Here is an 11,508-nt window from a genome sequence, read left to right on the forward strand (position 1 = left end):
ACGACGGCGCCGACGCTGCTCGCCGGGGGTTCGCATGCTGACCAACGACCTCGACCGCTTACCACCGGAGACCCGCGCCGCGCTCGTCGGTCCCGGCTCCCCGTTCGAACTCGTCCGCGCCGACGTCCGCGGCGTCCCGATGACGGTCTTCGCGAACCGTCCACCGCACCTGCCCGCCCTGCTGCGCGACGTCGCCGCCCAGCACCCGGGCCGCCCCTACCTGGTCTTCCCGGAGCGCAGGCTCACCTACGCCGAGACCGTCGACCGGGTCGGCGCGCTGGCGTCGGTGCTGCGTGACGCGCACGGCGTCGGGCGGGGCGACCGGGTCGCGCTCGTCGGCGCGAACAGCCTCGAGTACGCGCTGACGCTCTGGGCGCTGGCCTGGCTCGGCGCCGTCAGCGTCAGCCTCAACGGCTGGTGGACCGGCTCCGAACTCGACCACGGGCTCGCGCTCGCCCAGCCGAAGCTGCTGATCGGCGACGAGAAGCAGCTGGCCCGCACGAGCGCGCAGGCCCTCACCTTCGCCGACCTGCGCCCGGGCTCGTCGGGCATCCCCGTCGACCCCGGTCTCCACGAGGACGACCCGGTCTCGATCCTGTTCACCAGCGGCACCACCGGGCGTCCCAAGGGTGCGGTGATCACCCATCGCGGGCTCGTCAACTTCGCGCAGGACGCCCAGCTGCGCGGGTACGCCGAGTCGATCCTCTCCGGCGCGACCGCCCCGCCGCCCGGTCCGCCGGTCGCGCTCGTCGTCAGCCCGTTCTTCCACATCTCCGGCCTCGGGCCCCTGCTCGGCGGCGGGCCGTACAACGGGATGACGATGGTGTTCCCGCCCCGGGGCCGCTGGGATCCGCTGGTGCACCTGGAGCTGACCGAGCGCTACGGCGTCACCCAGTGGTCCGGGGTGCCGACCCAGCTCGTCCGCTTGCTGCGCCATCCCGACCTGCCCCGCTTCGACGTCAGCAGCGTCCGGACGCTGGGCATGGGCGGCGCGCCGATCACCGCCGAGCTGGCCACGCTGTTCGGCGCGGTGCTGCCGGGCGCGCGGCCCGCGCAGGGCTTCGGGATGAGCGAGACGTGCGGCCAGGGCACGACGATCGCCGGGGCGCGGATGGTCGCGAACCCGCAGTCGATCGGGCTGGCCACGCCGACCTCGGAGGTGACGATCCGCGACCCGCTCGGCACGGACGTCGCCGACGGGGAGATCGGCGAGATCGCGATCCGCTCCCCCAGCGGGTTCCTCGGCTACTGGAACGACCCGGACGCCACCGCGGCCGTGCTCGACGAGGACGGCTGGTACCGCACCGGCGACTACGGCCGCGTCGTCGACGGCATGCTGCAGCTGGAGAGCCGGTTGCGCGACATGATCATCCGCGGCGGGGAGAACATCTACCCGATCGAGATCGAGAACCGGCTCTCCGAACATCCCGGTCTGCTCGACGCCGCGGTGATCGGCGTGCCCCACGACGAGCTGGGCCAGGAGGTGATGGCGGTCGTCGTCGGCGACGGTCTGACCGCGGCCGACGTCCGGGAGTGGGTGGGGCGGACGCTCGCGCCGTACAAGGTGCCCGCGCACGTCCGGTTCGTCGACGCGCTCCCCTACAGCGCGACCGGCAAGCTGCTCAAGCGCGAACTCGAGAAGCGGGTTCTCGACTAAATGGACGAGTTGCACGGGTGGGGCCCGGCGCTGGAGGAGATCCGGCAGCGGCAGGCGTCGTCGCTGGGGATGGGTGGGGAGGCCCGGCTGACCCGCCAGCGCGAGCGCGGCCGGCTGAACGCGCGCGAACGACTCGCCGCGCTCTTCGACCGGGGCTCGTTCACCGAGCTCGGTCAGCTGATGGGCGCGACCGGGGAACCACCGGTGAACGCGGACGGGTTCGTGGCCGGCTGGGGCCGCGTGGACGGGCGGCCGGTGCTGGCCGGGGCCGAGGACGTGACCGTCCTGGGTGGTTCGATCGGCGCGAGCTCGTCGGACAAGCGCTACCGCCTGACCCAGCTCGCCGCGCAGGAGCGCGTCCCCCTGGTGGTTCTGCTCGAAGGCGCGGGGCACCGCGTGGCGGACGCCGGTAAGCCGGGCCGCCGCCCCGGCGACCTGGGCGGGCTGGCCGACCTGTCCGGGGTGGTGCCGCTGGTGTGCCTGGTGCTCGGCGCGTCGGCCGGGCACGGCGCGCTGTTCGCGCCGCTGTCGGACTACGCCGTGATGACCGCGACCGCCTCGATCTTCGCCGCCGGGCCGCCGCTGGTGCGGTCGGCGACCGGCGAGGTGATCTCCAAGGAGGACCTCGGCGGCCCGGACGTGGCGGTGGCCTCCGGCGTCGTGCACGACGTGGTGCCCGACGACGGCGCGGCGATCGCCCGCGGACGGCGGTACCTGGGGCACTTCCCCGCCCACGCCGGGCAGCCCCCGCCGGTGCGGCCCGGACGCGACACCGGGCGCCGTCGCGTCGACGTGCTGCGGTTGATCCCGCCGGATCCCCGCCGGCCCTACCCGATCACGCCGGTGCTGGCGGAGGTCGTCGACGACGGTTCGCTGCTCGTGCTGCAGTCGTGCTTCGGAGCGTCGATCGTCACCGCGCTGGCGTTCCTCGGCGGGCGGAGCGTGGCGATCGTCGCCAACGACCCGAGCGTGCGGGCAGGCACGATCGACGCCGACGCGGCCGACAAGGCCGCGCGGTTCCTGCAGGTCGCCGGCGCGTTCGGGCTGCCGTGCGTGTTCCTCGCCGACAACCCGGGGGTGGCCGCCGGGAGCGCGGCCGAACGCAGCGGGATCCTCCGTCACGCGGCCCGGCTCTACGCGGTGCAGCGCCGGCTGCGCGTCCCGAAACTGCACGTGACGCTGCGCAAGGCGTTCGGGTTCGGGTCGTCGGTGATGGCGATGAACGCGTTCGACGGTCAGACCGTGACGCTCGCGTTCCCGTCGATCACGCTGGGGGCGTTGCCCGCCACCTCCGACGCCAGCGCGATCGCCGACCCGGAGGAGCGCGCGGCGATCGCCCGCGAACAGGCGGCGGCGTCGGTGAACGGCGCCGCGAGCCTGGCCTACGACGCGGTCATCGACCCCCGGGACCTTCGTGACGCGCTGCTCTCCGGCCTGGAGTTGTCGGAAGGCGGCCGCCCGTGAAGCTCGGACTACGACTGAACCTGTACCGGGCCGCGACGCTCGAGATGCCGCTCGAGCTCGTGCGCCGGGCCGAACAGCTGGGCTACCACTCGGTGTGGACGGCCGAGGCGTACGGGGCCGACGCGCTGACGCCGCTGGCGTTCCTCGCCGCGCACACGTCCCGGATCAAGCTCGGCACCGCGGTGGTGCAACTGGCCGCGCGACCCCCCGCGACCCTCGCGATGCAGGCGATGACGATCGACGCGCTCGCCGGGGGCAACCGGCTGATCCTGGGCATCGGGCTGTCGGGGCCGCAGATCGTCGAGGGCTGGTACGGCCAGCCGTGGGGACGCCCGCACCAGCGGCTGCGTGACTACGTGACGATCGTGCGCCGGGTGCTGGACCGGTCCGCGCCGGTCACCTACTCCGGGCCGGAGATCTCGCTGCCCTACACGGGGCCGGGTGCGCTGGGGCAGGGCAAGGCGCTGCGCTCGATCCTGCACCCGGTCGCGCCGATCCCGCTGTGGCTGGCCACCGGCGGTCCCCGCAACACCGCGCTGACCGCGGAGATCGCCGACGGCTGGCTCCCGATGGGGCTCGGCCCCGCCGGTGTCCCGCCGGAGCTGCGCGGGCTCGACGTGTTCACCGGCGTCACCGTGCAGCTCACCGAGGACGTCGGCGGCACGCTCGACGCGATGCGCCCGCTGACCGCGATGTACGTCGGCGGCATGGGCAGCGCGTCGCACAACTACCACCGCGACGCGATGGCCCGCCGCGGCTTCCCGGAGGCCGCCGACCGGATCGGCGAACTCTGGCGCGCCGGTCGCCGCGCCGAGGCGGAGGCCGCGGTGCCGGTCGAGTACCTGGAGCAGAGCGCGCTGCTGGGCTCCCCGGAACGGATCCGGCGACGCTGGGACGCCGGTTTCGTGCCGCCCGGCGTCACCGGGATCATCGTCGACGCCCCGCAGGCTGCGGCCGTCGACCTCATGGCGGAGCTGGTCGGATGCTGATCGTCGACGTGCCCGCGGACGGTGTCCGCCGGGTGACCCTGAACCGCCCGGAGAAGCGCAACGCGCTCTCCCGCGACCTGTTGCGCGCGCTGCTGGACACGCTGCACGAGCACGACCGTGACCCCGACGTCCGGGTCACGGTCATCCGCGGCGCCGGGCCGTGCTTCTCGTCGGGTTACGACCTGTCCGGCCCGCTCCTGGACACCGACGCTCCGACCGACGGCCAGTGGTCACGCCACGTGAACGACACCTGGTTCTCGGTCTGGGACCTCGCGAAACCGGTCATCGCCCAGATCCACGGCTACGCGATCGCCGGCGCGACCGAGCTGGCCTCGGCCTGCGATCTGGTCTACGTCGCCGACGACGCCCGGATCAGCTACCCCGTGGTGCGGGTGGCGAGCCCGCCGGACTGGCAGTACCACACGGTCCTGCTGGGTCTGCGCCGCGCGATGGAGGTGGTGCTCACCGGCGACCCGATCGACGGCGTCGAGGCGGCACGCATCGGTTTCGCCAACCGCAGCTATCCCCCGGCCGCTCTGGAGGCTTCGGTACTCGAGATCGCGGTGCGGATCGCCGGGGTGCCCAGTGATCTGACCCAGCTCAACAAACGCTCGGTGCACCGGGCGTTCGACGTGTGGGGTGGGCGGGCGGCCATCCGAGCGGGGACGGAGTTGCAGGCGTTGGCCGGGCACACCTCGTCAGCGCGGGAGTTCCGCGCCAACGCCCTCGAAGCCGTGAAACGGGCCGCCCGCGGCGAGTGACATGCCGACGGCCGGTCGTCGCGCTCCGGCCGTACCATCGCATCCGGTCAGCTTTCGGGTCGGTCGACGTCGGCGGGGACACTGGGGGCGTGCCCGAACTCGACTTACGACACCTTCGCTACCTCATCGCGGTGGCCGAGACCGGAAGCATCACGCGTGCGGCCGGGCGTCTCACGATCACCCAGCCGGCCCTGTCCAGAGCGGTGCGCGCGCTGGAGCGCACGGTGGGCGTCCCGTTGTTCGTTCGCGGGTCCCGGTCGACCGAGTTGACCGACGCGGGACGGACGTTGCTCGCGGAGGCCTACACGATCGTCGACCGGTCCCGCGCAGCGCTCGACCGGGCCCGCGTCTCGGCTCGGGCCGAGACGCTGAGCGTGACCGTCCCGGCCTGTGACGTGAGGGCCGTCGCGGCGGTGAGCAGGTCGTTCGAGAAGGCCCACCCGGACGTCACGGTCGACCTGAAGCCCTACGACGGCGCGTCGCGGCCCGACGAACTTCGGGCCGGCCGGGCCGACGTCGCGTTCCTCCGGGACTGTTTCGATCGGCGTGACATCGTCGCCGACGAGGTCGCGCGGGAGCCACGCATGGTGCTGTTGCCGGTCGGGCATCCGCTCGCGAGCGCCGAGCGGCTCACCCTCGCCGATCTTCGGGACGAGCCGGTCCCCTACTGGTCCGGCATGTCGTCCGCGGACGCCGACCACTGGGCCGGCGCGGGCGCGCACCGCGGCCGGTCCGGTCCCCGGGCGGAGACCGCGCTCGAGATGCTCGCCGCCGTCGTGCTGGGCCGGGCCGTCGCGTTCGCGCACGGGTCGACGCTGCAGGGGACGGCGATCCCGGGTGTGCTGGTCCGCCCGGTCGAGGGACTGGCGCCGAGCCGCCTGGACATCGCGCTGCCGGCGCACACCGCCACCCGGGCCGCGAAAGAGTTCGTCGACCACGCGCACGCCATGTCCTGGGAGCATGGCGCGGCCTGATCCATCGGCATTACCGCCGTGTCCGGACGGCTGGTTGGCTTCGATCCATGTACATCGGACTTGCCCTCAACGATTTCGGACTGTCGCTGCCGGAGGTCGCCGAGCAGGCCCGGGCCGCGGCGAAGGTCGGCCTGTCCGGGGTCTGGCTGAGCCAGCTGGCCGGCCGGGACGCGCTGACCACCGTGGCGTTGGCCGGGCACGACGTACCGGGCATCGAGCTGGGGACAGCGGTCGTCCCGACCTACCCCCGGCACCCGCTGACGCTGGCCGCGCAGGCGCTGACCGTGCAGGAAGCCGTCGGTGGCCGGTTGACGCTCGGAGTCGGCGTCAGCCACCGGCCGATCGTCGAAGGCCAGTTCGGCTACTCCTTCGACCGTTCGGCCCGCCACCTGCGGGAGTATCTGTCCGCGCTGGTCCCGCTGCTCCACGGCGAGAGCGTCGAGGTCCGCGGCGAGACGCTGACCGCGGTCGGAGCGGTCGGGGTGCCGCTGGCCGCCGCGCCGTCGGTCCTCGTCGGTGCGCTCGGCCCGGCCATGCTGCGGGTGGCCGGCGAGCTGACCGACGGTACGGTCGTCACCTGGGCCACGCCCGCCGCGCTGTCCGACTACGTCGTGCCGGAAATCAGCAAGGCGGCGGGCGCTCGGACGCCGCGCGTGGTCACGGCGGTGCCGGTCGGCCTCACGTCGCACCCGGAGGAACTACGCGGCTGGGCCGCCGAGAACTTCGCGATGGTCGCGCAGCTGCCCAGCTACCGCGCGATCCTCGACCGCGGTGGCGCCGCCGGGCCGCAGGACACGGTCGTCGCCGGTGACGAGACGACAGTCGAACGAGAACTCCGGCGACACCTCGACGCCGGTGCGACCGACATCGTCGCGATCCTGCTGGGATCGGGAGCGGACCGCACTCGCACGATCGAGTTCCTCGCTGCCCTGACCTGACGCGGGCCGGTACCCGGTCGGTCGTCGGCGCTGTTGTCGGACGCACAGTCCGACCGTTGTTCCGCTGATCGTGCCCGACTACCTCACCAGGGACTCTGTGCGTAGGGCCGGCGGCATCGCCTGGACCATCCCCTCCCGAGGAGCACGCACGATGACCGCCAGGAGCCTCCGCCTCTTCATCGCCGTCACCGCAGCCGGGCTGTTCGCCGTCACCGGCTGCAGCGGTATCTCGATCTCCAACGACTCGATTCCGGACGAGACCTACACCGAGCCCGTCAGCAGTGGCGCCTTCGACGAGAACGGCAACCTGCCGAACCCGTGCACGCTGTTGACTCCGGCCGACGTCAACGGGATCACCAGGCGGGAGATCACCCGGATCGACCGGTCGCGGTCGACCGAGGGCCTCGACCGGTTCTGCCGGTGGGAACTCGAGCAGGGTGTGCTCACCGTGTTCATCTCGGCGACGTCCGCCGACGACTTCGAGAAGCGGGAGCCCGGCTCGCAGGACATCGACGGGCTCAGCGACGCGGCGTACCGGACCCCGTCGGGGCACCTGTTCGTCCGGGAGCTCAACGTCTACGTCGACGTCTACACGACCGCCGCCAACGGTGGCGCGGCCAGTTCCCAGAACATCGCGATCGGTGAACTCGTCGCGGAGAAGATCTTCAGTCAGTTCTGATCGCGCCGGCGCGAGGGCACGCGGGCGGCCAGGTCGGTCAGTACACCGGCGCCTCCGCGCGCGGAGGCGCCGGTCGGTGCCGAACACCACGGCGTCGCCGGCGGAGATCTGCGCGTGGGTCACTGCTCGAGGCGGGCGCGCAGGCCGGCGATCACCGTCTCGACCGCGAAGGTCCAGGCCGCCTCCGGCTGCGCGGTGACGGCGATCGACCGGACGAGCGGGAAGGCGTCGGCCGACAGGTCGTCGAGGCGTGTCTCCAGCGCTTCGCCCCGGGCGTCCTTGCTCTTCTCCCACCCCACCGCGGCGGCGAGCAGCGCGACGGTCTTCACCGCGGCGTACGCGTCGAGCGTGGAGAAGCCCGCTTGGACGAACGCGGCGATCGCGATCTCGAACGACGCCGTGGCCCGCGATCCCTGAACGGGCCGGTGTTCCACGGCGTGGAACGCGCCGGGGTGGGTGGTGGCGATGTCGGCGATCGCGGCGAAGAAACGCCTCACCCAGTCTTCCCAGGGCACCGGCTGCGTCGGCAGCTTCGCCTCGGCGAGAAGCACCTCGAACATGCCGTCGGTGATCGCGTCGCGGGTGGGCACGTGGTTGTAGAGGGACGTCACGTGCACCCCGAGGTCGGAGCTGATGCGGCGCAGCGTGACGGCGTCCGCGCCCTCCTCGTCGGCGATGCGGATCGCGGCCCACAGGATCTGGTCACGCGTCAGCGAAGGCATGCCCGCGATTATCCACGCCCCTTGACCCAGACCTACAGTGTAGGTACAAACGACCTACACCGTAGGTAAGGGAGTGTGGGACATGGGTCCGGACGAGCTCGCGACGAAACTGACCGAGCTGATCGACCGGCACGGGATACCCGGGGCGCAGCTCGCCGTCCTCGACGGCGACACGATCACCGAGGTCGCCGCCGGCGTGCTGAGCCTGCGAACGGGCGCCCGGGCCGGCACCGACGCCCTGTTCCTGCCCGGGTCGATCGGCAAGCTGTACACAGCGTCCCTGGTGCTGATGCTCGTCGACGAGGGGCTGGTGGAACTGGACGCCCCGGTTCGGCGGTACCTCACCGATTTCCAGGTCGCCGACAAGGACGCGCGGGACACCGTGACGATCCGCAACCTGTTAAGCCACACCAGCGGCTTCGACGGAGACGTCTTCCTCGACACCGGCCGCGGCGACGACGCCCTGCGGCGCTACATCGACCGGATCGCCGATCTTCCGCAGATCTGCCCGCCCGGCACGCTCTGGAGCTACAGCAACAGCGGGTACGCGATCCTCGGCCGCGTGGTCGAGGTGATCATCGGCGTCCCGTTCGAGGAAGCCCTGCGCACCCGTCTGTTCGAGCCGCTCGGCCTGCGGCACACGGTCGCCTTTCCCGAGGACGCGATCCTGCACCCGGTCGCCGTCGGACACGTTCCCGACCCGGACGATCCCTCGTCGCTGACGGTGAGCACGACCTGGGGGTTGTTCCGGTCCTGCGGCCCGATGGGGGCGTCGATCGTGGCCAGCGCGGGCGACGTGCTGGAGTTCGTCCGCCTGCACCTGCGCGGCGGCGTGGCGGCCGACGGCACCCGGCTGCTGTCCGCCGACGCGGTCGCCGGCATGCAGGCCCGGCAGATCGACCTCGTCGACGACACCGTCCTGGGCGACGGGTGGGGCCTCGGCTGGATCCTGGACCGGTGGGGCGAGGTCGGGGTCATCGGTCACGACGGCAACTCGATCGGCCAGAACGCGTTCCTGCGGGTCGCCCCCGACCAGCGGTTCGGGTTCTGCCTGCAGACGAACGTGGAGAGCGCCCTGGGCCTCTACCGGGAGCTGGCCGCGTGGCTGTTCGGCGAACGACTCGGCGTCGGCCCCCGGCCCGACCCCGGACAACTCCGCTCCTCCGCCGTCGCCGACCCGGCCCGGTACGTCGGGACGTACGAACGCGCGGGCTTCCGCGTGGAGGTGGCCGAGGCCGAGGAGTCGAGTCTGGTCGCCTCGTTCGTCCCGACCCGCACCGGGCCGGACGTGGAGGCCCTGCCGCCGATGGTCGACCTGCCGCTGAAGCCGACCACCCGCGAGGACGGTTTCCTGCTGAAACTTCCGATCGCCGACGCCGCGCTGCTGGCGGCCTTCTTCAACCCCGATCAACCGGACGGCCGACCGACCTACGTGCACTTCGGTGGCCGCGCCCACCGGCGCACCGACTGAACGGTGCTCGCCGCTGCACGCCGGGGCGGTCACAGGTCGTCCCAGTCGTGCGGCTCCCGGTAGACGTGCCAGCCGTGGAAGAACCAGGCGGCCAGGTCCTGCAGACGAGTCACGCACGCGTCGTAGTAGTCCACCGGTTCGGGCCGCGGGAACGCGCTGTGCGCGGTGTGGTCGGGGACCCAGGTCGAGACGTAGTAGAAGCCTTCGGCCAGCCACCGATCCAGCTGGTCCCGGTCGGCGTGGGCGGCACAGACCGTGCGCATCGCCCGTTCCATCCGGCCGAACGCCTCGCGGTCCCAGACCCGGTCCGCGTACAGCGTCGCCATGAACGAGCCCGGCGCGGATCCGAACTCGCGCCGCAGCGTTTCGCGCGCATCGTTCACCCCGCGATCGTGCCAGGCCGGGCCGCGTCAGGGTGCGGACGGGACCGCCGAGCGGGGGTCGACGCCGGAGAAGGCCAGCCCGATGACGAAGCCCGCGACCTCTTCCAGCTGGCGCGCACGAGCGAGGCCGCCCAGCACGACCGGCGCACCTCCGACGTCGGTGACGAGCGTTCCGACGACGGACAGGGCGCGCTGATCGTCACCGCACATCACGACGGTCACCGTGCTGTCGCGGGGGTCGGTCCACACGCCGGACGGGAAGAGGTGGAACGCCTTCACGACGTGCGCACCCGGCACCGTCGCGGCGATGTGTTCGGCCGGTGACGCGTGGAGGACGCCGACGCCGTGGTCGACCGCGTTCGTCGGATCGATCAGCGGCACACCGTCGAGCGGCCCGGCCGCACGCAGCATGTCCGGGACACCGCTCCAGGAGACCGCGAGCAGAACCGCGTCAGCGTCGGCGGCCACGTCCGGCACCGGGCGGACGTGGCCGCCGACCGTGTCGGCGAGTGCGGTGGCCTTGTCCGGCGACCGCCCACCGACGGTGATGTGATGCCCGGCGCGCGACCAGCCGGTCGCGAGAGCCGTCGCGAGGGAACCAGTTCCGAGAATTCCGATCCGCATGCCCGGCACGATAGGCCGGCCGAAACGCACCATCCGGTGCGCGCCGCGCCTGCCACCATGGTGGGCATGGGACCCAGTGATCGTCGGGAAGCGGTGGCCGACTGCCGGGTCCGGATGGCGATCGATCTCTTCGCACACACCTGGGACCCCGTGGTGCTCGCCGCGTTGGACTCCGGAAGGTGCTCACCGAGGCGCTGAACCGATTGCTGGGCACCGGCCTGATCGAACGCCGGTATCGTGCCGAGGCTTCGCCGAGAGTCGACTACGCGCTGACCTCGCTGGGCCGGAGCTTCGCCGACGGGCCGATGCGCGCCCTCGCCACCTGGGTCACCGACCACGGGGACGAGCTGTTCGAGGCCCAGGAGCTCCACCTGAGCACTGAGGCCCAGAACCTGGACGACGTTCGACGACTCCCGACGACGACCGGGCCGGACCGGGGGCATGGCTGAGCCGTTCGTGCCCGGGTTGGTGCTGTCCGCGCGGTTGTGGGCCGAGCACGTCGCGCCGCTGCTGGCGGCCCATTTCCCGGCGACACCCCTCGCGGCGGCGCTGCTGGGGGCGGGTTCCGAGGTTCTCGGGTTCGATACGGCCCGCTCCACCGATCACGACTGGGGACCGCGGCTCCAGCTGTTCCTCGCCGAGGACGACCGCGCCGCGCTGGGCGCCGACATCTCCGCGATGCTCTCCGAACGCCTCCCGAAGGAGGTTCTCGGCTACCCCACCCACCTGGTGACCGTCGACGGTTCGTCGGCGCACTCGGCTCCGCGATCTCCGACGCCGCGCTCCGGGAACTCCCGCTCGTCGGTGTGATCGATCAGTGGGTCGACAACACCACCGCGATCACCC

At 72.4% G+C, this 11,508-nt stretch carries 12 protein-coding genes and 1 pseudogene; 10 read left to right on the top strand and 3 right to left on the bottom strand.

Features of this window, described 5'->3' with window-relative positions; all coding sequences use genetic code 11:
- The first annotated feature begins 34 nt into the window (after positions 1–34).
- From CRYAR_RS25780 to CRYAR_RS25810, 7 genes are all read left to right on the top strand, one after another.
- Positions 35–1,657 (top strand): class I adenylate-forming enzyme family protein, encoded by a 1,623-nt coding sequence (locus tag CRYAR_RS25780; RefSeq protein ID WP_035855755.1) that lies wholly within the window; start codon positions 35–37, stop codon positions 1,655–1,657.
- Positions 1,658–3,121 (top strand): acyl-CoA carboxylase subunit beta, encoded by a 1,464-nt coding sequence (locus tag CRYAR_RS25785; RefSeq protein WP_035855756.1) that lies wholly within the window; start codon positions 1,658–1,660, stop codon positions 3,119–3,121.
- Positions 3,118–4,110: an LLM class flavin-dependent oxidoreductase gene (locus CRYAR_RS25790; protein WP_035855757.1), complete on the top strand. Its 993-nt coding sequence runs from the start codon at positions 3,118–3,120 to the stop codon at positions 4,108–4,110. Before CRYAR_RS25785 ends, CRYAR_RS25790 begins: the two co-directional genes overlap by 4 nt.
- The gene (locus tag CRYAR_RS25795) at positions 4,104–4,871 is read left to right on the top strand and encodes an enoyl-CoA hydratase/isomerase family protein (protein WP_035855758.1); all 768 of its coding nucleotides are present in this window, start codon (positions 4,104–4,106) and stop codon (positions 4,869–4,871) included. The genes CRYAR_RS25790 and CRYAR_RS25795 overlap by 7 nt, the downstream gene beginning before the upstream one ends.
- 89 nt (positions 4,872–4,960) lie before the next feature.
- A complete protein-coding gene (locus CRYAR_RS43645; protein WP_051570954.1) occupies positions 4,961–5,845 on the top strand; it encodes a LysR family transcriptional regulator in 885 nt (294 codons plus the stop codon).
- Positions 5,846–5,892: 47 nt separating this feature from the next.
- Positions 5,893–6,783: a TIGR03564 family F420-dependent LLM class oxidoreductase gene (locus CRYAR_RS25805; protein WP_035855759.1), complete on the top strand. Its 891-nt coding sequence runs from the start codon at positions 5,893–5,895 to the stop codon at positions 6,781–6,783.
- Between the two features lie 151 nt (positions 6,784–6,934).
- Positions 6,935–7,462, top strand: coding sequence for a hypothetical protein (locus CRYAR_RS25810; RefSeq protein WP_035855760.1), 528 nt, complete (start codon positions 6,935–6,937; stop codon positions 7,460–7,462).
- A 119-nt stretch (positions 7,463–7,581) separates the two neighbouring features.
- On the opposite strand, the gene CRYAR_RS43650 is transcribed toward CRYAR_RS25810, so the two are convergent.
- Positions 7,582–8,184, bottom strand: coding sequence for a TetR family transcriptional regulator (locus tag CRYAR_RS43650; RefSeq protein ID WP_051570955.1), 603 nt, complete (start codon positions 8,182–8,184; stop codon positions 7,582–7,584).
- An 82-nt stretch (positions 8,185–8,266) separates the two neighbouring features.
- Here CRYAR_RS43650 and CRYAR_RS25820 point away from each other — a divergent pair, with 82 nt between their 5' ends.
- Positions 8,267–9,655, top strand: coding sequence for a serine hydrolase domain-containing protein (locus tag CRYAR_RS25820; RefSeq protein WP_035855763.1), 1,389 nt, complete (start codon positions 8,267–8,269; stop codon positions 9,653–9,655).
- Between the two features lie 29 nt (positions 9,656–9,684).
- Here CRYAR_RS25820 and CRYAR_RS25825 read toward each other — a convergent pair whose 3' ends face one another.
- The gene (locus tag CRYAR_RS25825; RefSeq protein WP_035855766.1) at positions 9,685–10,038 is read right to left on the bottom strand and encodes a hypothetical protein; all 354 of its coding nucleotides are present in this window, start codon (positions 10,036–10,038) and stop codon (positions 9,685–9,687) included.
- 27 nt (positions 10,039–10,065) lie between these two features.
- Positions 10,066–10,662 carry an NADPH-dependent F420 reductase gene (locus CRYAR_RS25830; protein WP_035855770.1) on the bottom strand — a complete coding sequence of 199 codons (597 nt, stop codon included), beginning with the start codon at positions 10,660–10,662 and terminating at the stop codon, positions 10,066–10,068.
- 66 nt (positions 10,663–10,728) lie between these two features.
- Here CRYAR_RS25830 and CRYAR_RS44640 point away from each other — a divergent pair.
- Positions 10,729–11,111: pseudogene (locus CRYAR_RS44640) on the top strand (winged helix-turn-helix transcriptional regulator).
- On the top strand, positions 11,104–11,472 hold the full coding sequence (locus tag CRYAR_RS25840; RefSeq protein ID WP_051570956.1) for a hypothetical protein: 369 nt from the start codon (positions 11,104–11,106) through the stop codon (positions 11,470–11,472). The pseudogene CRYAR_RS44640 and the gene CRYAR_RS25840 overlap by 8 nt, the downstream one beginning before the upstream one ends.
- Positions 11,473–11,508: the final 36 nt, after the last annotated feature.

This window comes from Cryptosporangium arvum DSM 44712 (genome assembly GCF_000585375.1).
GTDB lineage: Bacteria > Actinomycetota > Actinomycetes > Mycobacteriales > Cryptosporangiaceae > Cryptosporangium > Cryptosporangium arvum.

Excerpts from the sequence above, each read along its gene's own strand:
- CRYAR_RS25780 (WP_035855755.1), top strand. The coding sequence starts at position 35 with ATGCTGACCAACGACCTCGACCGCTTACCACCGGAGACCCGCGCCGCG.
- CRYAR_RS25785 (WP_035855756.1), top strand. The coding sequence starts at position 1,658 with ATGGACGAGTTGCACGGGTGGGGCCCGGCGCTGGAGGAGATCCGGCAG.
- CRYAR_RS25795 (WP_035855758.1), top strand. The coding sequence starts at position 4,104 with ATGCTGATCGTCGACGTGCCCGCGGACGGTGTCCGCCGGGTGACCCTG.
- CRYAR_RS25805 (WP_035855759.1), top strand. The coding sequence starts at position 5,893 with ATGTACATCGGACTTGCCCTCAACGATTTCGGACTGTCGCTGCCGGAG.
- CRYAR_RS25810 (WP_035855760.1), top strand. The coding sequence starts at position 6,935 with ATGACCGCCAGGAGCCTCCGCCTCTTCATCGCCGTCACCGCAGCCGGG.
- CRYAR_RS43650 (WP_051570955.1), bottom strand. The coding sequence starts at position 8,184 with ATGCCTTCGCTGACGCGTGACCAGATCCTGTGGGCCGCGATCCGCATC.
- CRYAR_RS25820 (WP_035855763.1), top strand. The coding sequence starts at position 8,267 with ATGGGTCCGGACGAGCTCGCGACGAAACTGACCGAGCTGATCGACCGG.
- CRYAR_RS25830 (WP_035855770.1), bottom strand. The coding sequence starts at position 10,662 with ATGCGGATCGGAATTCTCGGAACTGGTTCCCTCGCGACGGCTCTCGCG.
- CRYAR_RS25840 (WP_051570956.1), top strand. The coding sequence starts at position 11,104 with ATGGCTGAGCCGTTCGTGCCCGGGTTGGTGCTGTCCGCGCGGTTGTGG.